The sequence below is a fragment of the Nonomuraea sp. NPDC050383 genome (assembly GCF_044459125.1).
In the GTDB taxonomy this organism is placed as follows: Bacteria; Actinomycetota; Actinomycetes; order Streptosporangiales; family Streptosporangiaceae; genus Nonomuraea.
In genome coordinates, this window is sequence record NZ_JBITIP010000011.1 from 89,095 (window position 1) to 111,008 (window position 21,914).

Below are 21,914 nucleotides of genomic sequence, written 5' to 3' on the forward strand. Positions count from 1 at the left end.
GGCCTGACTCGCTGCTACAGGTCAGATGGCACGGACCTGGGAGGCCTGCGGCCCCTTCTGTCCCTGCGTGATCTCGAACTCGACCCGCTGGCCGTCTTCAAGGCTGCGGTAGCCGTTGCCGACGATCTCAGAGAAGTGCACGAACACGTCCGGCGCACCGCCGTCCGGGGCGATGAAGCCGAAGCCCTTCTCGGCGTTGAACCACTTGACGGTTCCCTGAGCCATAAAAGCTCTCCCTCAGGATGTGAATCTATGGGACCCGCACCTCGCGAGTCCCGGTGTGTCGTACAGCAAGCACCCCGGGGTGGCTCAGACAAAGTCATGCTGGTTTTCACTACGGGATCAGCTAATACAACGCCACCACATCTAACACCATTCTGGCGCGTTGGTGTTCCCGTCTCTGGGAAGATTTCTCGCCGGCGGCATCACCCGGCAAACTGGAACGTGTTATGCAGAGTCTCCCCGCGCCGCGTCTTGTGGCCACTGACCTCGACGGCACCGCCCTGCGCGCTGACGGAACCGTCTCTCCCTGGACGGCTGCGGCCTTCGCGAGGGTCGAAGAGGCGGGCGCCATGCTCGTGTTCGTCACGGGGCGGCCGCCCCGGTGGATGAGCGGAGTGGCGGGTGCGCTCCGTCACCGCGGGCTGGCAATCTGTGCGAACGGCGCCCTGATCTACGACCTGCATACGGAACGCATAGTCGAATCTCACCTGATCGCGGCCGATGTGCTGGAACAAGTCGTCGCTCAGCTAAGAGCGAACGTGCCCGAACTCGCATTTTCGGTCGAGTATGAGGGGGGATTTGCGCATGAGTCCGAATTTCCACTCGGCGGCTGGGACAGCAAGGCCGTCGCCGGACTGCGCGTCGGCATCCGCACGCTGACCTCGCAGCCCTGCGCCAAGCTGCTGGCCCTGCACCCCCACATGGACCCCGACGCGCTCCACGAGACCGTCCACGGGCTCGTGGGGCACCTGGTGACCGCCACGCACTCCAGCGGCCGCAGCCTCGTCGAGATGAGCGCTCACGGTGTGACCAAGGCCACGGCGCTGGCCGTGCTGGCGGAGCGGCACGAGATCAAACCCTCGGAGGTCGTGGCGTTCGGCGACATGCCGAATGACCTGCCCATGCTGAGCTGGGCAGGCACCTCGTACGCCGTCGCCAACGCGCACCCGGCCGTCCTGGCCGCGGTCGACCACGTGACCGCGGCCAACGACGACCACGGCGTGGCCCGCGTGCTCGAGGAGCTCTACGGGCCGCCCTCCCGCGACTACAGGTAGGGGCCGGAGCCGCCCGGCGGGCGGTGGTCCTCGCCGTGCGGTACGCCGGGCAGCGCCCTGCGCATCTGCTCCAGCTGGGCCCGAGCGGCCATCTGCTGCGCGAACAGCGTGGTCTGGATCCCGTGGAACAGCCCCTCCAGCCAGCCGACGAGCTGCGCGTGGGCGATGCGGAGCTCCGCGTCGCTCGGCGGCGTGCCGTTGTCGTCGGTGAACGGCAGGGACAGCCGCTCCAGCTCGTCCACCAGCTCGGGCGCCAGGCCGTCCTCCAGCTCCTTGATCGAGGACTGGTGGATGTCCTTCAGCCGCTTGCGGCTGGCGTCGTCCAGCGGCGCCGCGCGGACCTCCTCCAGGAGCTGCCTGATCATGCTGCCGATGCGCATGACCTTGGCGGGCTGCTCGACCAGGTTGGTGACCGAGCGCTCCTCTTCCCCACTGTCGCTCTGCCCCTGGAAGTCGGGCCCGACCACCACGATGCGAGAGGTGTTGTTGTCCTCAGCACTCATAGGTTTCACCGTACTAGCAGGATCTTGCCGATGTGTTCCCCGGAATCCAGGATGCGGTGCGCCTCGGCCGCGTCGCTCATCGGCACCCGCGCGTGCACCACGGGACGCACCGCCCCGGCGGCGACCAGCGGCCAGACGTTGTCCACGACGCTGCGCACGATGACGCCCTTCTCCTCGGCGGGGCGGGAGCGCAGCGTGGTGCCGTGGACGGCCGCCCGCTTGGCGAGGAGGAGCCCGAGGTCGATCTCGGCCTTGGCGCCGCCCTGGAGAGCGATGATCACCAGGCGTCCTCCGGTGTTGAGCGCCCGGAGGTTGCCGGCCAGGTAGCGGGCGCCGATGATGTCGAGGATCACGTCGGCCCGCACGAGGTCGGAGAAGTCCTGCTCGCGGTAGTTGACGGTCTCGTCGGCGCCCAGCTCCCGCAGCCGCGCCAGCTTGGCGTCGGTGCCGGCCGTGGTCGCCACCCGCGAGCCGAGCGCCTTGGCGAGTTGGACGGCGAACGTCCCGATCCCGCTGGCCCCGCCGTGGACCAGCAGCGTCTCGCCCTTGCGCAGCCGCGCCAGCATGAACACGTTGGACCACACCGTGCAGGCGACCTCCGGCAGCGCCGCCGCCTCGTCCAGGGGCAGGCCCTCGGGCGCCGGCATCACCTGCTCCCACGGCACGGCCACCCGCTCGGCGTAGCCGCCGCCGGCCAGCAGCGCGCACACCCGGTCGCCGGCCTCGAACCCCGGCACGCCCGCGCCGACCTCCGCCACCACGCCGGAGACCTCCAGGCCCGGGTACGGCGGGGCGCCCGGCGGCGGGTCGTAGAAACCCTTTCGCTGGAGAACGTCCGCTCTGTTGACCCCGGCGGCGGTCACCTCGATGACGACCTGACCCTGCTCGGGACGCGGATCAGGCACCTCGCGCCACTCCAGGACCTCTGGGCCGCCCGGCCGGGCGATCTCGATGGCTCGCATGTCACCACCGTAACCGGGCAAAGAAGTTGTGGGTTGGCTGCGACCATGGGAACACCTGGCGTTAATCTTCAGAAGATTTGCTGCCCCTTTACACCCACCCGAGGGGGACCACGGTGGCGAGACACGACCGCGAGGAATCGCTCGAGGAGCAGCTTGCCTGGCTCGACGCGATCAAGGAGTCGGAGGAGGCGTCCGTACCGGCCGGCTCAACCGGCTCCGCCGACGAGCCGTCCGCTTCGCCGTACCCTCAGGACCCCTGGCGGTCGGTGACGCCGCCGGACGTACCGCCGCAGCCGCTGTTCCGGGCCGCCGCCGGGTCGATGTACAGCTCGAACCCGGACGCGGTGGACTCCGGCGCAGGTGAGGATGAGGCGGGGCGGGAGGATGACGCCTCGACCCAGTGGCTCCAGCCGCCGTCGCCGTTCGACCAGCCGTCCGCGTACGACCAGTCTCCCGCGCCCGCTCAGCCGCCCGCGCCCGCTCAGCCGTCCTCGTTCGACCAGCCGTCCGCGTACGACCAGCCGGGGCGGACGGGCGCGTTCGGTGAGCCGTCGGCGTTCGAGACGCCCGCGGCGCCGTTCGACGCGGAGCGGGGCGACGAACGGGACGAACGTGATAACCCGGCGGCTGCCGGGACCGGGAGGCCGGACGAGGCGTTCCTGGAGCCGCTCAAGCCGCTGCCCCGGGCCGACGACGGCGAGACGTACCCCTCGCTGCCCCAGCTGCGGCCGGTGCGGGACGGCGACGACCCGGCGGCCACGGCGGGACGCGCGGCCGACGAGCGCACGGCCTGGTCGGAGCCGCTGGAGTGGCCGCTCCCGCCTGAGCGCTTCAACGCCTTCGACTCACAGCCCTCGGAGGTACGGGAGGACCTGGGCTCCCCGGACACGACCTCGCCGGACGTACGGCCGCCCGTCGTATGGCCGTCCGATGCGAGGCAGCCCGATGCGAGGCCGTCCGAGACCCGGCAGCCCGATGCGAGGCAGTCCGAGAAGCGGCAGTCCGAGACGCGGCAGTCCGAGGAGGCGCGGGCCGCGGAGACCGCGCCCGGTGAGGACGAGGCCCGGCCCGAGGACGCCCGCACCGGCGACGCCCGCTCCGACCACGCGGGCTCCGGCGGAGCGACGGACCGGCCCGAGGACGCCGAGCCGTCCTTCGGGGACGCCGAGCCGCTCTTCGGGGACGCCAAGGCGCACGACGACCAGCGGTCCGCCGCACCCGCCGAGGGCAGGCCACTCACCCACCCGCCCGCGTTCGGCGCCCAGGAAGCCCTCCAGGCCACGCCAGACCCCCGCCCGCACGACACGGGCCGGCACGACGCGGGCCGGCACGACACGGGCCCGCACGACGTGGGCAGGCATGACATGGGCCGGCACGACACGGGCCGGCGCACGTACGACACGGTCCCGCACCCGCTGGCCGGCGGTGCCCACGGCAGGGGGCTGGACCGTCCGGAGCCGCCGGAGTTCCCCGAGCCGCCCGCACGGCAGCGCGCCTCGCAGGCGCAGCCGCCCGTGGCCCCCGCAGTCCCGCCGGTCCCGGCGCCGGAGCCCGCGCCGCCGGTGCGCAGGCCGAGCCGCCCCGCGCCCATCCCCGTGTTCACCGCCTCCCCGCGCCCGCCCGTCACCGGCAAGCCGACCGCCGAGAGCCTCGACCCCGAGACGCTGCTCCGCGGCCGCCGCAACGCCCCCTCCAAGGGCTGGCGGCGCCTGGTGTACAAGGCGTCGGGCGGCTGGATCAAGCCGGGTGAGCCGCCGGAGGTGCGCCGCCGTCGCGAGCTGCTGGCCAGGGCCCGCACCCCGGTCGCCACGGGCCACCACCGCGTGGCCGTGCTCAGCCTGAAGGGCGGCGTCGGCAAGACCACGACCACGGTCGGCCTCGGCGCGACGCTCGCCCAGACGCGCGGCGACCGCGTCATCGCCGTGGACGCCAACCCCGACCGCGGCACGCTGTCCGACAAGCTGGTGCTGGAGACCTCGGCGACGGTCCGCGACCTGCTCAACGAGCGTGACCAGGTCAAGAGGTACGTGGACATCAGGGCCTTCACCTCGCAGGCGCCGTCGCGGCTTGAGGTGCTGGCCTCCGACCGGGACCCGTCGGTGTCGGAGGCGTTCAGCGGCGCGGACTACCAGTCCGTCTCGCAGGTGCTGGAGAACTTCTACTCCATCTGCATCACCGACTGCGGCACCGGCCTGCTGCACTCCGCCATGGGCGGCGTGCTCGGCCTGGCCGACCAGATCGTGCTGGTCAGCTCGCCGTCGGTGGACGGCGCGCGGGCCGCTTCGGCCACGCTCGACTGGCTGGAGGCGCACCACTACGGCGACCTGGTACGGGATGCCACCGTGGTGCTGTGCAGCGTCCGGCCGCGGACGAAGTCGGCCGTCGACCTCAACAAGCTGGAGGCCCACTTCGCCGCCCGGTGCCGCGCCGTGATCCGGGTGCCGTACGACCCGCATCTGGAGGAGGGCGCGGAGATCGACCTGGACCGGTTGCAGGAGGGCACGCGCGACGCTTTCCTGCAGCTCGCGGCGTACGTGGGCGACGGCTTCGCGGGGATGCGGGAGTCAGCGGCGGCCCCGGGGGCGCGGGACTAGGCCGCCCGGGGGAGCCGGAGCCGAGCGGAGGGTGTGGGATTCGAACCCACGAGGCCATCGCTGACCTGGCCGCTTTCAAGGCGGCTGCACTCGTCCACTATGCGAACCCTCCAGTGCGCACACCACCTTAGCGGCTGCCGTGCCGCCGGGGTACCGGACCGGCGGGCTCCTAACCGGTGAGCTGTGACAGCAGCCACCTGGGGCCCTGGGTGGTGGCGCCGAGCTCGGTGACGCGCTCCTTCAGGCCCCGGTCGGCGGTCACGACGAGCACCCGCTCCCACGGCCGTGCCCGCCGTACGACCTCCACGACGGCGTCGTCGCCGCTGCCGGTGGCGGCCACCACCTGGATGCCCGCCACGTCCGGAACCTCGCGGGCGGCCCCCTCCACGACGGCCACGATCCGCGGGTACCACCGCTCCAGCACGGGGTGGGCCGGCGCCAGCCGTGACACCTCGCCGAGCAGCCGGGTGGCGGCGCCGAGCCGGTCGTTCCACCAGCCGTGCTCGGCCCGGGCGCCCACGATGTTCGCCACGTCGAGGACGAGCGTCTCGGGCCGCAGCTCCTGCCTCACCTCCTGCCAGGTCTCCGCGAACCCGGGGTGCAGCCGCAGCTCGGTGATCTCCGGCAGGCGCACCCAGCGCAGCTCGTCGCTCTCCCCGTTGGTGGGGACGGCGGGCAGCAGCTCGGCCGACTCGGCGATCACCGTCTCGAACGCCCATCCGCCGTGGTCGTCCATGTACACGCCCTTGATCCGCAGCGCGTCGGCCGGGAGCGCGGCCTCCTCGCGGGCCTCGCGCAGCGCGCCGGCGACGGCGTCCTCGTGGCTGTCGAGCGCGCCTCCCGGCAGGCCCCACGTGCCGCCGTGGTGGCTCCACCACGAGCGCTTCTGCATGAGCACGTACGGCACGCCGGCCTGGTCATGGTGGACGGCGAGCAGCCCGGAGGCGCCGTGCAGTCCCCAGTGCCGGTGGCCTCGTCCGCACTCCGCCCAACCGTCGCCGTCGCCAGCCGCCATGCTCGCGTGTCTCCCTGTCCGAGTCTCCCCTGTCCGGGGCTCCGTGTCCGGGCCCCAAGGACATCCAGCCTAGGGCCGCTCCGGCCGGGAGGGGCTTTGGAAACGGTTGCGAGGGTCAGGCCGTCTGCTCGGGCGAAGACGGGTGGGTCGGCCACCGGTGACGGCGTGTTTCGGACGTCCTGACCCGGACATTGGAGGATGGTTTCTGCAACCGGTTGCAGGTAGAGTCCCTGAGACAACATGTTGATCGACCAGGAGAGATCCACCGTGCCCCTGGACCCCGCTGACACCTACCGCAACCCCGTGCTCAACGCCGACTGGTCCGACCCCGACGTGATCCGCGTGGGCGACGACTTCTACCTGACCGCCTCCACCTTCACCAAGGTCCCGGGCCTGCCGATCCTGCACTCGCGTGACCTGGTCAACTGGACGATCATCGGGCACGCCGTGACCGCCGGCCACGACGAGGTGCGTCCCGGCTGCGGCGTGTGGGCGCCCTCGCTGCGCCACCACGACGGCCGCTTCTGGATCTTCTACGGGGACCCCGACGTGGGGATCCACCAGGTCAACGCCGAGGACCCGCGGGGTCCGTGGAGCGAGCCGCACCTGGTCAAGCCGGGTCTCGGCCTCATCGACCCGTGCCCGCTGTGGGACGAGGACGGCCAGGCGTACCTGGTGCACGCCTGGGCGAAGAGCCGGGCGGGGATCAGCAACCGGCTCACGCTGCACCGCATGGCGCCCGACGCGAGCCGGGTGCTCGACGAGGGCACGATCGTCATCGACGCCGACCTGCTGCCCGGCTACCGCACGCTGGAGGGCCCGAAGCTGTACCGGCACGACGGCCACTACTGGATCTTCGCCCCGGCCGGCGGCGTGGCGACGGGCTGGCAGTCGGTGTTCCGGTCCCGGTCGATCTTCGGACCGTACGAGGACCGGATCGTGCTGGAGCAGGGCGGCACCGACGTCAACGGCCCGCACCAGGGCGGCTGGGTGGACACCCCGTCCGGTGAGCACTGGTTCATGCACTTCCAGGACCGCGGCGCGTACGGCCGGGTCGTGCACCTGCAGCCCATGGAGTGGCGGGACGGCTGGCCGGTCATGGGCGCGGACGGCGTCCCGGTGCCGGGCGGCCCCGTGCCCGTGCCGGGCGGGGAGCCGGCCGCGCCGGCCACGTCCGACGGCTTCGCCGGGCCCGGCCTCGGCCCGCAGTGGAGCTGGCAGGCCAACCCCGACCCGTCCTGGTGGGAGCTGCGCGACGGGACGCTCCGGCTCTCCTGCGTGCCGGGCCCCGCGGACCTGTGGGAACGCCCGGCAGTCCTCACCCAGCGGCTCCCTGGCGAGCCCTGCACGGTCGTCACCCAGGTCACCCTGCACGGCGAGGGCCGGGCGGGCCTGGCCGTCGTCGGCCGCACCTCCGCGTACGTGGCGGTCGAGTCGACGCAGGACGGGCCGGCCGTGGTGTGCGCGGGCTCCGCGGCGGTGCCCGTGCCCGAGGGCGCGGCCGTCACCCTGGGCGCGCGCATCGGGCAGGGCGCGGTGGTCACGTTCCTGGCCGACACCGGGGACGGCCTGCGTGAGATCGGCGAGCCGTTCCACGCCACGCAGGGCCGGTGGGTGGGTGCGGTGCTCGGGCTGTTCGCCGCCTCCCACGGGGACGCCCCGGCGGGACACGCCGCCTTCGCCGCCTTCACCGTCGATCTCGAAAGGTAAGAAGCCCTGCAACCTTTCGCCCCGCCGATCGCGTTGGCAACGGGCGAGAGGAGTCCCACCTTGGATCGTCACGACGGCTTCCGCGAGTTCGTGCTCGCCCGCCAGCAGGCGCTCATGCGCACCGCGTACCTGCTGACGGGCGACGCCCACCTCGCCGAGGACCTGCTGCAGAGTGTCCTGACCAACGTCGTGGGGCAGTGGCACAAGCTGTCAAGGGGCGGCAACCCCGAGGCGTACACCCGCAAGGCGCTGGTCAACCAGTACATCTCCTGGCAGCGCCGGCGGCGTCTCGAACTGCCCAGCGGCGACCCGCCCGAGCGCGGCGTCTCCTACGACGACGCCGCGCTCGACCGCATGGTGCTGCGCCAGGCCCTGGCGAGGCTGACGCCCAAGCAGCGTGCGGTGATCGTGCTGCGCTTCCGCGAGGACCTCACCGAGGCGCAGACGGCCGAGGTGCTCGGCTGTGCCGTCGGCACCGTCAAGAGCCAGACCCACCACGCGCTGGCCCGCCTGCGCGAACACGCGCCCGAGCTGGCGCACCTGCTGTCCGACTCCGAGATCGCGGAGGTGGCCCCATGACGCGGCTGCGCGAGGCACTGAACGGCATCGCTGACGACGCCCCTCTGGTGGACCTGGCCGACCTGGCCATCGCGGGTCACCGTCGCAGGCGCCGCACCGGCACGGCGCTGGCCGCGCTCGCCACGGCCGTGGTCCTGGGCGTGACGACGGCCGTGGTGACGCTGCCGGGCCAGGGCGCGAACCAGCCTGCCACGCCCCAGCGCCTGGACACGGTCCACGACCTGCCCGAGGGCCGAGTGGGACCGCTCAGCCACGCGTACCTGACCTCCTGCGAAATGGACGCGGAGCGGCATCCGGACTGCAGCGCCGTCGAGTGGCGGGTGGTCACCGCCGCCGGCACCACGTACCGCGTGCCGCAGGCGCTGGCCCAGACCACGAGAATGGACACCACGCCGGTCGCGATCAGCAGGGACGGGCGCCTGCTCGCGTACTACAGCCGCCAGGCGCAGGCGCACGTGGTGCGCGACCTGGTCACCGGCGCGAAGACGATCTCCGCCGCCACCGTGAAGGAGGACCGGATCGGCGCCGGCTCCATGCTCGTGATCTCCGACGACGGCCGTTACCTGGCCTTCGACCCGCGCGAGGGCAGCAAGCAGCCCGGCTCGCTGATCGACACGCGCACGGGTAGGACGGTGCCGATCAACGGGAAGTACGAGCCGGTCGCCATCAAGGGCGGCGTCGCCGAGCTGGTCCGGTACATCAAGACGGACCTGTGGTTGATGCCTGTCGCCGGCGGAGGCAGGCCGGTGCGCTTCGACGGTGTGTTCATCATGTTCAGCGAGACCGCCCCTGACGGTCGTACGGTCGTCGCCTTCGGCAGGGACCGCTTTACCGCCCCCGCGACGGACGACCTCGCCCGGAACAGGCTGACCGTGCTCGACGCCAGGACCGGCCGGATCCTCCGCAAGGTCACCATGCGCGGCATGCCGAAGGGCGGGGGCCCGGCCGTGGGCGCGGGTCCCTGGCTGAACGGCCACGAGGTCACGGTCGCCTACCACCTCAAGGGGGAAACGAGCACGTACGGGGTGGATGTCACCACGGGGAAGGCCCGGCTCCTGTCCCGCTACCCGGGCCGCCACCAGCGCTTGACCTTGCCCGGTTTCGCCCAGTGATCCCCTGACGGTGGACACCATGGCCGTGATGGAGCTAGAGCACTTCTCGGAGCACGTCGTCGACCGGTGTGGCGCTCACGCCGAGGATCTTCTCGGTCTCGGAGTAGTCGATGACGAACGGGTGGCCGGGCTTGGTGAGCACTTCGTGCAGCTCCGCCCAGAACGGCTCGGTGAACGCGAGCAGGGTCAGGTCGCGTTCGGTCATCTCCTCCATCCGCGGTTCGGGCGCTCCCGAGAGTGCGGCGAGTCGCCCGGCCAGTTCCCGTACCGACAGCGTCGAGGTGGGCACGTGCCAGGCCCGGCCGTACGCCTGCTCGTGGCGGCTCGCGGCGACCAGCGTGCGTGCGGTGTCGCCGATCGCCGAGTAACTGTGCGGCACGTCGAGCTCCTGCGGCACCAGGACGAGCCTGCCCTCCACCACCTGCCGCTGCACCATGAGGCTGAACACCGAGAAGGCGCCGGCGCCGTAGAACTGGGCGGCCCGCACCTCGGTGACCTTCACTCCCGAGGCTGCGGCCTCCTCCCAGATGCGCGCCCTGACCAGGCCCTTGCGCCCGGTCGCGGTGAGCGGGAAGTCCGGCGTGATCGGCCCGTCCACCGGCCCGTAGGCGTAGAGGTTGCCGAGCATGACGTAGGCGACGCCGGTCCGCTGCACAGCGGTGAGCAGGGATCCGGCCAGGGCGGGGAACTGCTCGGGCCAGGCGTGGTACGGCGGCGCGGCGGTGGAGAACAGCGTGTCCGCCCCCTCGGTCAGCTCGGTGAGCCGGTCGGTGTCGGTGACGTCCGCGGCGACCTTCTCGACGAGCGGGTGGTCGGGCCCGCCGCCCGTGCGGCTGATCATCCGCACCCGTTCGCCGTCCTCGGCCAGCAGCAGAGCGGTCTTCGACGCGGCAGCCCCGCGACCCACGATCACATGAGATTTCATGAGGACAACAGTGCCGATCCGCGGCCCCGTGACATAGTGGCTGGAATGCCAACTATCCGGAAGATCTGGCCATGCACCTCGTCGCCGCGGTAATCGTGCCCCCCGTGCTCAGCTTCGACGTCTCGATCCCGCTCATGGTGTTCAACAACGTCCCCCACTATGAGGTGCGCGTCTGTACGGCGCGGCCGGGCACGGTGCCGACCGTGGGGGGTCCCGACATCGTGGTGACGGACGGCCTGGACGCGATGGAGGGCGCCGACACGGTGATCGCCGTCGGCAGCGGCGGCGAGCAGGCTCCCGCGGAGGTCCTCGACGCCCTGCGGAAGGCCGCGGCCGGCGGCGCGCGCATCGCCTCGCTCTGCACGGGCGCGTTCGTCCTGGCCCAGGCCGGCCTGCTGGACGGGTGCCGCGCCACCACCCACTGGGGGCTGGCCGACGACCTCGCCGCCCGCTTCCCCTCGGTCGACGTCCAGCCCGGCCTCCTCTTCGTCGAGGACGGCGGCATCTTCACCTCGGCGGGCGCCGCGGCCGCCATCGACCTGTGCCTGCATCTGGTCAGGCTCGACTACGGCGCGGCGGTCGCCAACACGGCCGCGCGGCTCGCGGTCGTGCCTCCCGTACGGCCGGGGGGCCAGGCGCAGTTCATCGAGACCCCGCTGCCCGACGACCGTGGCACGTCGCTCGCCCCCACCCGGGCCTGGGCGCTCGAACACCTCGATCGCCCGCTCACCCTCGCGGACCTGGCCCGTCACGCCGGGACGAGCGTACGGACCCTGACCAGGCGCTTCCACGCGGAGACGGGGCTCAGCCCGCTCCAGTGGCTGCTGCACCGGCGCGTCGACCGGGCCAGGGAGCTGCTGGAGACCACCGAGCTGCCCATGGACCAGGTGGCCGAGCAGAGCGGTCTGGGCAGCGCGGACTCCCTTCGCAAGCACCTGGCCGGCCGGGTCGGGCTCACTCCCACGGCCTACCGTGCCAGCTTCACCCGGGTGAGGGGCCAGGCGGTCCGGGGAGCCGCGATGCGCGGGCGGCGGTCCGGCGACTGACCCGGTAGCGGCCCGGGGTCGTTCCGATGATGTTGGTGAACGCCGCGATGAAGCTGCTGGGGTTGGCCCATCCGCAGGCACTTGCGGTTCGGATGGTGTCGTGGCCGTCGGCGAGGAGCACGAGCGCGTGGTGGATGCGTAGCTGCGTGCGCCACTCGTAGAAGGTCATGCCGAGTTCGTCGCGGAACAGCCGGCTGAGGGTGCGGGTGCCGGCTCCGACCGTCTTCCCGAGCTCGGCCAGCGTGGCGTTGTCTCCCGGCGACTCGTACAGCATCCGGGCGATGGCCCGCAGTCGGTCGTCCCGTGGCTGCGGCAGGTGCAGTGGCTGTTCGTGGGCTTCGCGGAGCTCGTCGACGAGGACCCGAAGGAGGCGAGAGCGCGCGGAGCGGCTGTAGGCAGGCGCGGCGTCGTCGTAGTTGCGGGGGCCGGTCAGGGCGAGCAGGACCTCGCGGGCGAGGTCGGAGGCCAGGAACACGGCGGGATGGTCTGGTATGAGCCGGGCGAGGGCCGGCGCGAGAAAGACGATCCGCATGTCGGTGTCGCCGTGGGCGCGATGGTGGTGCGTGAACCCCGCTGGGGTCCAGGCGACCCGGTTGGCGGGCACGATCGACGTGCCGCGCTCGGTGTGAACCGCCAGGACGCCGCTGGCCGCGTATACCAGGTGTCCCCGCGCGTGCGACTGCACTGCGCTCGTCTCGCCGGACGGCCAGAGGTGGCGCCCGCCGGACGGCCACATGTGTGACGTCACACCGGCGTCCCGGCGAGGTTGGCGGCGAACGGGCATAAGTAGGCATCCTATCGGTGGCAAGCCACACCTTGCTCTGGTGAAACTGCCTTCATGCGGAGCGCTCCTCGATCGCGCGGAGCGCCCGACCGGATCACATGGCATCGAGGCGGCGTGCCTCGATGCCGCGGCTTGAGAGAAGGCAGAAACGCATGGCGACGTTCGTTCTGGTGCCCGGCGGCTGGCACGGCTCATGGTCGTTCGAGGCGGTGGTCCCGCTGCTGGAGCGTGCGGGTCATGCCGTTCACGCCCTGACCCTGACCGGTCTGCGGCCGGACGACGACAACGCGACGGTCGCGACCGCCAACCTCGACACGCACGCCGACGACGTGTTGCGGCTCCTCGATCGCGCCCACATCAGCAGCGCGACGCTGGTCGGCCACAGCTACGGCGGGATGGTGATCGCCGCCGCCGCCGATCGCGCCGAGGGCCGGGTCTCACGACTGGTGCATCTCGACGCCTACGTACCGCGCGACGGCGAGTCGTGCTGGTCGTCGACGACCGAGCGCTACCGGGAGGTGTTCGCTGCCGGGGCCGCGGCCACCGGCTACGCCGTCCGACCGCCGGACGGCGGCGATCCCCGCCGCCGTCCCCATCCCCTCGCCTCGTTCCTGCAGACGATCCGGCTCGCGGGCGGGCACGCCCAGGTCCCCCGCCGGGAGTTCGTCTACTGCTCGGGATGGGAGGACAGGACGCCGTTCGCCGAGCTCCGCACCCGGCTCCGAGCCGATCCCGGTTGGCAGGTCCACGACCTGCCGACCGGCCATGACGCCATGCATGAGGCGCCGGAAGCGGTCGCCGCACTGCTGCTCGGCGAAGGCGTCGGTCTCAGCGGCCGTTCCGGCTGAAGTGCTGGAAGTCCTTGGTGCCGGACCAGGCGCCGCCCCAGCCCCAGCCGACCGCGGCGAACGTGCGGACCACGCGGTCGCCCGGGTTGATGACGCCCTTGCCGCGCATCGGGCGGTGGTCGTACTTCTTGGCGTTGGCGTGCGCCGTGCTGCCCGAGGCCGTCACGTACGGGTTCTCGCGCGGGTTGACGTCCACCGCCTCCCCGAAGGCGTGGTTGGACCAGTTGCTCGATCCCGTGGCGGGGCGGCAGTTGAAGGCCGAGGTGTTGTCCGCGTCGATGGAGTCGAAGTCGTCGCCCTTGTAGACGTCCACGAGCCGCATCTGCCTGATGGGGTAGCGCATGGCGTACAGCTTCCTGAAGGCCGTCACGATGTCGTCGGTGACGGTCTTGCGCACGACCAGCTCGCCGGTGTGGGCGCGGTCGTCCCAGCCCCAGTACGTCATCGTGACCAGGCGCAGGTCCCGGTAGGAGACGGGGCAGCCCGGCCGCCACGAGTACGGCAGGCGGTCACGGGCGATGCGGGTGACCTTGGCCGTGAACGGCGGCGGGCCGGCCTTCGTGGGTTTCGCCGAGCTCGTGGGGGACGGGCTCGTGGGGGACGGGGAGGAGGGGGCCGGGGTGATGCCGGCCCCGCTCGTCTCAGGGGTGGAGACCGGGGCGGAGGCGGGTGGCGGGCTCTGCGTGGACGAGGCGGCCGGGGCCTGCCCGCCGCAGGAGACGGACGCGAGCACCACGAACGCCAAGGTGGCGGCACCTTTCATCTGACCACCCTATGCGAAGCTCCGTTTCACCAGGTCAGGCCGTGTGTTCCCCCGTGTGCCGACCACGCCGGGCGACGGCACGCAGCGCCGCGCCGGTGTACCCGACGAGCGTCGCGAACGACAGGCCGGCCAGCAGGCCGCCCACCCACAGGTCGTTGACCGTGGCGTCGGAGAAGTCGGCGCCGCGTGGCTGGTAGCCGACGACGAACGGGGCGGCGACCAGCCAGAGGCCGGCCAGGAGCAGCAGGGCGAGGGCGACGACGCCCGCCTTGGCCTTGTTCAACGGTGGTCCTCCGCTCCGACGAAGCCGTTCGGGTGGGTCGGCTCGGGCTCGTGCCGGCCTGTGTGGCCGGGGGTGAACAGGTTCGGGTGCTGGTCGCCGGCCTGGCGCGGGTCCAGGCGCGGGGCGGGGCGTTCGGTGATGGGGCGTTCGGTGGTGGCCAGGTCGGCGTTCAGGTCGGCGCGCAGTGCCTCGACGAGCGGGGCGAGCAGCGCGGCGAGCTCGGCCGACGACGGCTGCGGCACGCCGGAGGCGACGGGCGGCGCGGGGACGGGCTCGGGCTCGGGCTGCGGCTCGGGTTCGGGCCGCTGTCGTACGGTGACCAGGCCGCGCTCCACGAGCGTCTCCCGGATGGCGGAGGCGAACAGGGCGGCGCCCGCCAGCCCGACGACGGCCACGCCGAGGCCGGTGAAGAACTCGGTCGTCGTCGCGTCGGTCCAGTCGTCGCCGGAGGGCTGCGTGCCCAGGGCGAAGGGGGCGAGCATGAGCCAGAGCCCGGCCAGGAACGCCAGGGTGGCCGCGACCGCCCCCGCGAACTTGCGGATCATCGTGTGGTCCTTCCGGAGACGAGGTCTGCGTACGTTCTGCCCGGCCGTGGCGTCCCGGGGCGTGCGGACGCGGGGGACGGCGGGGCGCCAGGAGGTTGTGGCGTGGCGGCGTGGGCGATCAGGGCGCGCGAGGTGGGCCGCAGCACCGTGCGGGCGACCGAGCGGGCGCGCTCGGACTCGGTGCGGTGGTCGTCGGCCGGCGCCATCCTGGCGACGGCGCTGAGCAGCGCGGACGGCCGGCCGTTCACCAGCTCCACCCGCTGCGCCACCAGCTCCAGCAGCAGACCGGCGAGCACGAGGTCGTCCTTGCTGAGCGGCGCCGACGCCGGCTCGGCGGGGGGCTGCGGGGCGGCCGGTGCCGAGGTGGCGCCGCGCAGCGGCAGCTCCTTGAGGAAGACCACGGCGACGAAGCCGAGCAGCGTGATCGGCACTCCCACGAGGAACACCGTCTCCAGCCCCCGGGTGAACGACTCCAGCACGATGCCTCTGATCGGCTCGGGGAGGTGCTGGATCTCGCTGGGGCTGCCCAGGGACATCGAGGCCCCTCCGGGGACCTTGACGTGCCGGGCGGCGAGCAGGCCGGTCATCTCGTCCTTGAGCCGGTTCAGCAGGATCGCGCCGAACGCGGCCACGCCGACGGCGCCGCCGAGCGAGCGGAAGAACGAGACGCCGGACGTGGTGGAGGCCATGTCGCGCGGCTCGGAGCCGTTCTGCGCGGCCAGGATGAGCATCTGCATGGACAGGCCGAGCCCGAGGCCCAGCACGGCCACGTCGATCCCGATCAGCCACCGGCTGGAGTCGACGTGCAGCCGCGACAGCAGGAACTGGCCCACGGCGACGATCAGCAGCCCGACCACGGGGAAGATCTTCCACTTGCCGGTACGGGTGACGATGCGGCCGGAGACGATGCCGGAGACGAACAGCGAGAAGACCATGGGCAGGGTCATCAGGCCGGAGTTGGCCGGGCTGAGGCCCTTGACGATCTGGAGGTACTGCGGCAGGTAGATCATCGCGCCGAACATCGCCATGCCGACGAACAGGGAGGCGGCGCTGGTCAGCACGAACGTGCGGTTGCGGAACAGCCGGGGCGGCAGGATGGGCGTGCGGGCGGTGCGCTCGGCCAGGACGGCCAGGGCCAGCATGAGCACGGCGGCGGCGCCGAGCAGGTACGTCCACGGGGAGTTCCACTCGAACTCCTGCCCGCCGAGCGTGAGCAGCAGCATGAGGGCCGTGGCGCTGCCGGTGATCGTGGTGGCGCCCCAGATGTCGATCGTGGTGTCCCGCTTGATCCTGGGCAGCTTCAGCACCCGCTGGATCACCACGAAGGCGACCACCGCGAACGGCACCACGACGTAGAAGCACCAGCGCCAGCCGAGCCAGTCGGCGTCCACGATGAACCCGCCGAGCAGCGGCCCGGCGACGGTGGAGATGCCGAAGACGGCTCCCATGTAGCCGGAGTAGCGGCCGCGCTCGCGGGGCGACACGATGTCGCCGAGGATCACCTGCGCGAGGGCGGACAGGCCGCCGACGCCGACGCCCTGCACGGCCCGTGCCGCGATGAGCTGGCCCATGTCCTGGGACAGGCCGGCCACGAGGGAGGCGGCGACGAACAGGCCGAGGGCGATCTGGAAGAGCAGCTTGCGGCCGAAGATGTCGGACAGCTTGCCCCACAGCGGCGTGGACACGGTCATCGTGAGCATGGTGGCGGAGGCCACCCAGGAGTACTGGTCCTGGCCGCCGAGCTCGCCGACGATCGTCGGCAGGGCCGTGCCGACCACCGATGTCGAGATCATCGAGGTCAGCATGGCGAGCATGAGCCCCGACATCACCTTCAGAATCTCGCGGTGGGTGTAATGCCGCGTCTGAGTCATCAGGGCGTCATGCCTCCTTTTCCAGACTGGTGGGGGCCGGCCGGGTAAGCCGGAAATGAGCGCAGATCTGGCTAGTATACGTACGTTTACTAGCCGTGCGGCAAGTGGGGTCCCAGGCGCTAGAGTTTGCGGGGTGGACCATGTCCAGGTGGAGGCGCGGCCGAGGGATCGCGAGGCGACGCGCGGCCGCCTGCTCGCCGCCGCCCGCGCGCTGTTCGCCGAGCACGGCTACGAGCACGTCACCGTACGCATGATCGCCGCCGCGGCCGGGGCCAACCTCTCCCTGGTCGGCCGCTACTTCGGGTCGAAGGCAGGGCTGTTCCGCGAGGTGCTCGCCGGGGAGCCGACCCTCACTCACGTCCTCGACGGCGACCGGGCCGGCCTGCCCGCGCGGCTGGCCGAGTACGCCGCGCTGCGCATGCACGCCGACCCCGAGAGCCGCATCCTGCGCTCGCTCGAACGCTCGGCCGGCGACCCCGAGATCCGGCAGCTCGTCGGCGAGCGGGTGCGCACGGCCCTGGTCGAGCCGCTGGCCGCGCGCCTCGACGGGCCCGACGCGGTGGCCCGCGCCCGGCTGGCGACGGCGGTGTTCCTGGGGGTGGGGGCGGTGCGCCGCAACCTCGGGCCGGAGGAGCCGACCCCGGCCGACCTCGCCCGCCTGACCGCCGCGTTCGAGGCCTGCCTGGGGGACCTGACGACGCCGGAGGCCGGCGACGCGGCCCCCGGCGATCAACCTTCGGCCGGCTAGGCGCCCTTGGCCTTGGCGTACTCCGCGGCCCCGCCCGCGAAGTCGAACACGATGGTCGCCTCGTCGCCGACCACCCACGCGTCGTGCCCCGGCGGTGCCACGAAGACCTCACCGGGACCGATCTCGGCCTCGGTGCCGTCGTTCATGCGGATGCGGAGCCTGCCCTTGGCGACGAAGCCGTTGTGGTGGACCTCGCACGACTCGGTGCCGGCGATCGGCTTCACGGACGCCGACCAGCGCCACCCCGGCTCGAACGTGGCCACGCCGAAGGTCAGGCCGCTCAGGTTGCAGACCTCCAGGTGCCCCATCGGGAAGTCGCGGCGCTCGTCGGGCTTGTCGATGCTCTTGACTTCGATCATGACGTCCCCCTTCGTCACCTTTCAGTGTTTCACCACCGTTTTGGGGCTACAAGGTTGTTTCGGGGAGGCGGGACCGGCGGACTCAGAAAATCCTCACGTTCATCTCAACGTAAAGGAATGCGGGCCTCAGGGCAGGCCAAGACAGCGCTTCTAGGTTTCTTGCCGAAGGCGGCTCCAAGGGCGGGGTCAACCGGACTCCACGAGCCGCCGGAGATCGGGGATCCATTCCATGCGTCTCATGAAGCCGTTCGCCGTCGGTGTTGCCGGCGCCGCTCTGCTCGCCGTCCCGTTCGCGGGCGTCTCGCTCGCCGCCACGAGCCCGGTCAAGGACCCGGCCCGCACCACCACGACGACCCATCCGACCACTCGCCCCGAGGACCGGGCGGTGAGCATCGTCAAGGACGACTCCCGGCTCTCGGTCAAGGCCGAGGTCGCCCCCGGCGAGGTCGCCGCCGGCCACTCCTACCGGGTCACGATCCTCGCCGCGGGCGCCAGGCGGGACACCACGGCCACGGTGAAGAGCCCGCAGGGCGCCACGTACACGGTGACGCTGAAGGACGGCAGGGCCACCAAGACGCTGACCGTCCCGCGCACCACCAAGCCGGGCCGCTACAGGGTGGGCGTGACGGTCGCCGGCCGGGTGACGACGGCCGAGTTCACCGTGACGCGCGACGACGACCGCAACCGCGACCACCACCCGTCCGGCAGGTGACCGGGCCCCGTCCGCGGGCCGGCTCGGGGAGGGGCCGGCCCGCGGCCCTGGGGCGAACAGCCGGTGAACGCCGGATGTCGGAAAGCGTAGATGTGATCGTAACGACAGGGAGACGCACCGGACATCTCACATAGTGAGCATGGCCGCATGACCATCCCGTCCGTTCGACCAGTGGTGAGCGATGGCAGAGCCTCCTTCTGACGGGCCGTCGCGGCCCGCCCTCGACATCGACCACGACCAGCTCAGGCAGCGTGCCGCGCCCGCCTTCGACGACGCCTCCGCGGCCGTGCTGCAGGCCGTGCGGAAGGCCGCCAACGCGCTGGGGGCGCTGGGCGGCTGGCCGGTGAACGAGGCGGCCGACAAGGCGTTCGTCGAGTGGTACCAGCCGAAGCGCGACGAGATGCTGCGCATGATCGAGGACTTCGCGACCGTGTACGCGGACATCGCCGACGGCATCGTGACCATGGGCCGCAACGTGGCCGTCGTCGACTGGGGCATCGCCGACGACATCAAGCTCGCGGACGTGCCGGTCTACACGTGGCCGGAGGACGGGTCGTGATCCCCGTCAGGCCGATGCTGTCGCCGACGGCCCTGAACGGGGCCAGGGTCCTGTCGCCCGTCCCGCTGATGACGACCCTGCTCCTGGCCTCCGCCGGGACGATGGTCGCCCTGCGCGTCTACGCGGGCGTCACCGCGCCGGAGATCGACCCGGCGGAGCTGCGCAAGGCCGCCGCCGCCTTCCGCGCGCTGGCCGACGACCTGAACGGCCCCGAGCCGCCTCCCGCGAACGGCGACACCGGTGGAGCCGCCGGCATGGCCGACCATGCCGCCGCCTCGGTGTGGAACAACAACGGCGGCGAGGGGGTGGACGCCTTCGCCCGGCTCTACATCCTGCGGATCATGGGCTTCCCGGCCGCCTTCGCCAAGGACTGCCGGGTGATCGCCGCCGGCTGCGACGCGTACGCCGACCTGGTGGAGGCCGTGCGTAAGCAGCTCGCCGAGCTGGACAAGGCCATCGTGCAGCTCCTGTGGCTGGTCTGCTTCCAGCCGTTCACGACCATGCTGTACGGCGTGGCGCAGGCGATGGCCGCCGCCCAGATGGCGCGGCTGGTGAAGCTGGCCCAGACCGCCAAGGCCGTCTTCGGGATGAACGTCGGCCGCATCCTGCAGATCTGCCTGCCGAAGTACGTGCTGACCACGCTCAACTACGCCGCCATCGACGGCCCCGCCTACGCCGCCGGAGCGCTCACGCTGGACGCGATGAGCGACGCCGCCCACGGCCGGCCGACGAGGTCTGCGGGTGAGAACGCCCACGAGTTCGGGGGGATCGTCGCCGGGAACACCGGCTACGTCCTCGGCTACGACCTGGCCAAGCTGGGCCTGCCCGGTCCCGCCACGCGGGGCGGCGAGCTGGTGGCGCGGCTGTTCGGCTCGGGGTTCGGCTACACGCCGGTCAAGAGCGCCGTGGACGGCGACGGCGACATCATGACGACGCCGGAGGAGTGGGCGAGCAAGGTCGAGGGCCACGGCCTGCGGGCTCTCATCTTCCCCCCGGGCTGGAGGTTCGGCCGCTGATCCCGTCGCCGCCACGGCCGGCGACCACCCCTGGTCAGCCGCCGCTCTGCGGCATCAGCTTGAGGATCTTGCCCTTCGCGTTCGCCAACAGGTACGCGGCGCCGTAGTCGTCGACGACGTAGTACATGAGGGCCGGCTGGTTGCCCGCGAACGGCGAGGCGCCTTCGGCGATCACGTACCGCATGGTCGGCTTCGCGATGCCGAGCCGGCGGTCGGCCGTGCGGCGCAGGCTCGGGAGGACGGCCCAGTCGAACGACCTGAGGGTGGCCGCCTTCTGGCCCGGGGTGATCGTGCCTCCGGCGGTCCGGCTCACCTGGCCGTCCCGGTAGGTGAAGCGGTCGTACACGCCCTTCCTGGTGCGTACCGGGGCATCGGCGATCGCGTAACCCTCGTACAGGACGAGCCGGAAGAAGCCGGTGCCGCCCGACGCCTTCTCCAGGGCCGCGATGGCGGTGCGGACGCCGGCGGGCGTCGTCAGGTTCGCCGCCTTCTCCTCCTCGGCGGGCTCCGTCTCGGCAGGGTCGAGGGGCTGGTCCTCCTCGGTGGTGATCCCGGTCGGGGATGTCGTCCGCGAGACCGTGAGGGAGGCTTGGCCCTGCAGCCGGGGGACGACGATCAGACCGGCGGTGATGATGCCGCCGACGGCGGCCACGCCGGCGATCGTCGCCGCCCGGCGCCCGGCGGAGCGCTTGCGCACCGGGCCCGTGGGCAGGGCCGCGTAGGGGTGCTGCGGGCCGGTCGGGAACGCGGGGCGGGGAGCCTGCGGCGTGGCCGGCCCCGCGCTCGCGGGATGGCCGGCCGCCTGCTCCGCCGCCTGGGCCAGCATCCGGTCGAGCTCCGCCACCGGTGGGCGCGCGGCCGGGTCGGGTGTCAGCAGGGCCCGCAGCACGTTCTCCAGCGGCCCCGCCCGGAGCGCCGGCGGCACCTGGGCGTTCATGACGGCCGCGAGCGTGGCGATCGGGGTGTCGCGGCGCAGCGGGTGGCGGCCCTCCACCGCCACGTACAGCAGCATGCCCAGCGACCACAGATCCGAGGCGGGATCGCCCTCGTGGCCGCGCAGCCGTTCCGGCGCGATGTACTCGGGGGAGCCCACGACGTCGCCGCTGGCCGTGAGTCCGGGGGAGTCGAGCATGGCCGCGATGCCGAAGTCGGTCAGCACCGGGCTGCCGTCGGGACGCAGCAGGACGTTCGCCGGTTTCACGTCGCGATGGCGGATCCCCGCCTCGTGGGCGGTGCGTAACGCGGCCAGGATCCCGCGCCCCAGCCACGCCGCCTCGGCGGCCGTCATCGGCCCCTGGGCCAGCCGGTCGGCCAGTGACCGGCCGCGTACCAGCTCCATGACGATCCACGGGTGCGCCAGGGCCGGCGTGTCCACGATGTGGTGGATGGTCACCACGTTCGGATGGTCGAGCCGGGCCAGGGCCCGAGCCTCGCGCAGCACCCGTTCGCGCATCATGCGGGCCCGGCTGGAGTCCGGGTCGGGGGAGTCGGACGGGCGGACCTCCTTGAGCGCGACCTCGCGTTGCAGGGCCAGGTCGTAGGCACGCCACACCGTGCCCATGCCGCCGCTGCCCAACCGCCCGACCAGCTCGAAGCGGCCGTCGATGACCGTACGCCCGGATGTCACAGCGCACAGCCTAGGGCCGACAAAGGGGGATACACCGGTTTGATCCCCTCTTATGCACCCGGCAAGATAGCGGACA

General features: G+C 72.2%; 23 protein-coding genes and 1 tRNA gene. 11 read left to right on the forward strand and 13 right to left on the reverse strand.

Annotated elements, in window-relative coordinates:
- Positions 1 to 21: 21 nt before the first annotated feature.
- The gene (locus tag ACIBG4_RS26280) at positions 22 to 225 is read right to left on the reverse strand and encodes a cold-shock protein (protein WP_043619750.1); all 204 of its coding nucleotides are present in this window, start codon (positions 223 to 225) and stop codon (positions 22 to 24) included.
- 224 nt (positions 226 to 449) lie between these two features.
- Between ACIBG4_RS26280 and ACIBG4_RS26285 the strand changes: the two genes are divergently transcribed.
- On the forward strand, positions 450 to 1,277 hold the full coding sequence (locus tag ACIBG4_RS26285) for an HAD family hydrolase (RefSeq protein ID WP_397204074.1): 828 nt from the start codon (positions 450 to 452) through the stop codon (positions 1,275 to 1,277).
- On the opposite strand, the gene ACIBG4_RS26290 is transcribed toward ACIBG4_RS26285, so the two are convergent.
- Both ACIBG4_RS26290 and ACIBG4_RS26295 read right to left on the reverse strand, forming a co-directional pair.
- The gene (locus ACIBG4_RS26290) at positions 1,268 to 1,780 is read right to left on the reverse strand and encodes a bacterial proteasome activator family protein (RefSeq protein WP_310707598.1); all 513 of its coding nucleotides are present in this window, start codon (positions 1,778 to 1,780) and stop codon (positions 1,268 to 1,270) included. The genes ACIBG4_RS26285 and ACIBG4_RS26290 overlap by 10 nt on opposite strands.
- 5 nt (positions 1,781 to 1,785) lie before the next feature.
- Positions 1,786 to 2,742: an NAD(P)H-quinone oxidoreductase gene (locus ACIBG4_RS26295; RefSeq protein ID WP_397204075.1), complete on the reverse strand. Its 957-nt coding sequence runs from the start codon at positions 2,740 to 2,742 to the stop codon at positions 1,786 to 1,788.
- A gap of 113 nt (positions 2,743 to 2,855) precedes the next feature.
- Here ACIBG4_RS26295 and ACIBG4_RS26300 point away from each other — a divergent pair, with 113 nt between their 5' ends.
- Complete coding sequence (locus tag ACIBG4_RS26300) at positions 2,856 to 5,336, forward strand: AAA family ATPase (RefSeq protein ID WP_397204076.1); 2,481 nt, start codon at positions 2,856 to 2,858, stop codon at positions 5,334 to 5,336.
- 25 nt (positions 5,337 to 5,361) lie between these two features.
- Here the strand turns inward: ACIBG4_RS26300 and ACIBG4_RS26305 are convergent.
- Positions 5,362 to 5,448: transfer RNA gene (locus tag ACIBG4_RS26305), tRNA-Ser, on the reverse strand.
- 57 nt (positions 5,449 to 5,505) lie between these two features.
- Entirely contained in the window at positions 5,506 to 6,351 is an 846-nt protein-coding gene (locus ACIBG4_RS26310; protein ID WP_397204077.1) for an NUDIX domain-containing protein, read from the reverse strand.
- Between the two features lie 240 nt (positions 6,352 to 6,591).
- Between ACIBG4_RS26310 and ACIBG4_RS26315 the strand changes: the two genes are divergently transcribed.
- From ACIBG4_RS26315 to ACIBG4_RS26325, 3 genes are read left to right on the forward strand one after another with little or no spacing between them, the layout of a single operon-like run.
- Positions 6,592 to 8,061: a glycoside hydrolase 43 family protein gene (locus tag ACIBG4_RS26315; protein WP_397204078.1), complete on the forward strand. Its 1,470-nt coding sequence runs from the start codon at positions 6,592 to 6,594 to the stop codon at positions 8,059 to 8,061.
- Between the two features lie 60 nt (positions 8,062 to 8,121).
- Positions 8,122 to 8,640 carry a SigE family RNA polymerase sigma factor gene (locus ACIBG4_RS26320; RefSeq protein WP_310707593.1) on the forward strand — a complete coding sequence of 173 codons (519 nt, stop codon included), beginning with the start codon at positions 8,122 to 8,124 and terminating at the stop codon, positions 8,638 to 8,640.
- Positions 8,637 to 9,752, forward strand: a complete 1,116-nt coding sequence (locus ACIBG4_RS26325) for a hypothetical protein (RefSeq protein WP_397204079.1) — start codon at positions 8,637 to 8,639, stop codon at positions 9,750 to 9,752. The genes ACIBG4_RS26320 and ACIBG4_RS26325 overlap by 4 nt, the downstream gene beginning before the upstream one ends.
- Positions 9,753 to 9,786: 34 nt before the next feature.
- Here the strand turns inward: ACIBG4_RS26325 and ACIBG4_RS26330 are convergent, their stop codons facing one another.
- Positions 9,787 to 10,677, reverse strand: a complete 891-nt coding sequence (locus tag ACIBG4_RS26330; protein WP_397204080.1) for an NAD-dependent epimerase/dehydratase family protein — start codon at positions 10,675 to 10,677, stop codon at positions 9,787 to 9,789.
- A 71-nt stretch (positions 10,678 to 10,748) separates the two neighbouring features.
- Between ACIBG4_RS26330 and ACIBG4_RS26335 the strand changes: the two genes are divergently transcribed.
- A complete protein-coding gene (locus tag ACIBG4_RS26335) occupies positions 10,749 to 11,723 on the forward strand; it encodes a GlxA family transcriptional regulator (protein WP_397204081.1) in 975 nt (324 codons plus the stop codon).
- Here the strand turns inward: ACIBG4_RS26335 and ACIBG4_RS26340 are convergent.
- Positions 11,659 to 12,471: an AraC family transcriptional regulator gene (locus ACIBG4_RS26340; RefSeq protein WP_397204082.1), complete on the reverse strand. Its 813-nt coding sequence runs from the start codon at positions 12,469 to 12,471 to the stop codon at positions 11,659 to 11,661. The two genes, ACIBG4_RS26335 and ACIBG4_RS26340, sit on opposite strands and share 65 nt — an antisense overlap.
- A gap of 188 nt (positions 12,472 to 12,659) precedes the next feature.
- On the opposite strand from ACIBG4_RS26340, the gene ACIBG4_RS26345 reads away from it, so the two are divergent.
- The gene (locus ACIBG4_RS26345; protein WP_397204083.1) at positions 12,660 to 13,355 is read left to right on the forward strand and encodes an alpha/beta fold hydrolase; all 696 of its coding nucleotides are present in this window, start codon (positions 12,660 to 12,662) and stop codon (positions 13,353 to 13,355) included.
- Here the strand turns inward: ACIBG4_RS26345 and ACIBG4_RS26350 are convergent.
- From ACIBG4_RS26350 to ACIBG4_RS26365, 4 genes are read right to left on the reverse strand one after another with little or no spacing between them, the layout of a single operon-like run.
- Positions 13,336 to 14,118, reverse strand: a complete 783-nt coding sequence (locus ACIBG4_RS26350) for a M15 family metallopeptidase (protein WP_397204084.1) — start codon at positions 14,116 to 14,118, stop codon at positions 13,336 to 13,338. The genes ACIBG4_RS26345 and ACIBG4_RS26350 overlap by 20 nt on opposite strands.
- A gap of 34 nt (positions 14,119 to 14,152) precedes the next feature.
- Positions 14,153 to 14,401: an SPW repeat protein gene (locus tag ACIBG4_RS26355; RefSeq protein ID WP_310707586.1), complete on the reverse strand. Its 249-nt coding sequence runs from the start codon at positions 14,399 to 14,401 to the stop codon at positions 14,153 to 14,155.
- Positions 14,398 to 14,946: a hypothetical protein gene (locus tag ACIBG4_RS26360; protein ID WP_310707585.1), complete on the reverse strand. Its 549-nt coding sequence runs from the start codon at positions 14,944 to 14,946 to the stop codon at positions 14,398 to 14,400. Before ACIBG4_RS26360 ends, ACIBG4_RS26355 begins: the two co-directional genes overlap by 4 nt.
- The gene (locus ACIBG4_RS26365) at positions 14,943 to 16,817 is read right to left on the reverse strand and encodes an MDR family MFS transporter (protein ID WP_397204085.1); all 1,875 of its coding nucleotides are present in this window, start codon (positions 16,815 to 16,817) and stop codon (positions 14,943 to 14,945) included. The genes ACIBG4_RS26360 and ACIBG4_RS26365 overlap by 4 nt, the downstream gene beginning before the upstream one ends.
- A gap of 133 nt (positions 16,818 to 16,950) precedes the next feature.
- On the opposite strand from ACIBG4_RS26365, the gene ACIBG4_RS26370 reads away from it, so the two are divergent.
- Complete coding sequence (locus tag ACIBG4_RS26370) at positions 16,951 to 17,565, forward strand: TetR family transcriptional regulator (protein WP_397204086.1); 615 nt, start codon at positions 16,951 to 16,953, stop codon at positions 17,563 to 17,565.
- On the opposite strand, the gene ACIBG4_RS26375 is transcribed toward ACIBG4_RS26370, so the two are convergent.
- On the reverse strand, positions 17,562 to 17,924 hold the full coding sequence (locus ACIBG4_RS26375; protein WP_397204087.1) for a cupin domain-containing protein: 363 nt from the start codon (positions 17,922 to 17,924) through the stop codon (positions 17,562 to 17,564). The genes ACIBG4_RS26370 and ACIBG4_RS26375 overlap by 4 nt on opposite strands.
- 229 nt (positions 17,925 to 18,153) lie before the next feature.
- Here ACIBG4_RS26375 and ACIBG4_RS26380 point away from each other — a divergent pair, with 229 nt between their 5' ends.
- From ACIBG4_RS26380 to ACIBG4_RS26390, 3 genes are all read left to right on the forward strand, one after another.
- The gene (locus ACIBG4_RS26380) at positions 18,154 to 18,636 is read left to right on the forward strand and encodes a hypothetical protein (RefSeq protein WP_397204088.1); all 483 of its coding nucleotides are present in this window, start codon (positions 18,154 to 18,156) and stop codon (positions 18,634 to 18,636) included.
- 181 nt (positions 18,637 to 18,817) lie between these two features.
- Positions 18,818 to 19,195, forward strand: coding sequence for a hypothetical protein (locus ACIBG4_RS26385; RefSeq protein ID WP_397204089.1), 378 nt, complete (start codon positions 18,818 to 18,820; stop codon positions 19,193 to 19,195).
- Complete coding sequence (locus ACIBG4_RS26390) at positions 19,192 to 20,211, forward strand: hypothetical protein (RefSeq protein WP_397204090.1); 1,020 nt, start codon at positions 19,192 to 19,194, stop codon at positions 20,209 to 20,211. Before ACIBG4_RS26385 ends, ACIBG4_RS26390 begins: the two co-directional genes overlap by 4 nt.
- A 34-nt stretch (positions 20,212 to 20,245) precedes the next feature.
- Here ACIBG4_RS26390 and ACIBG4_RS26395 read toward each other — a convergent pair whose 3' ends face one another.
- Positions 20,246 to 21,838 carry a serine/threonine-protein kinase gene (locus tag ACIBG4_RS26395; protein ID WP_397204091.1) on the reverse strand — a complete coding sequence of 531 codons (1,593 nt, stop codon included), beginning with the start codon at positions 21,836 to 21,838 and terminating at the stop codon, positions 20,246 to 20,248.
- Between the last annotated feature and the right edge of the window lie 76 nt (positions 21,839 to 21,914).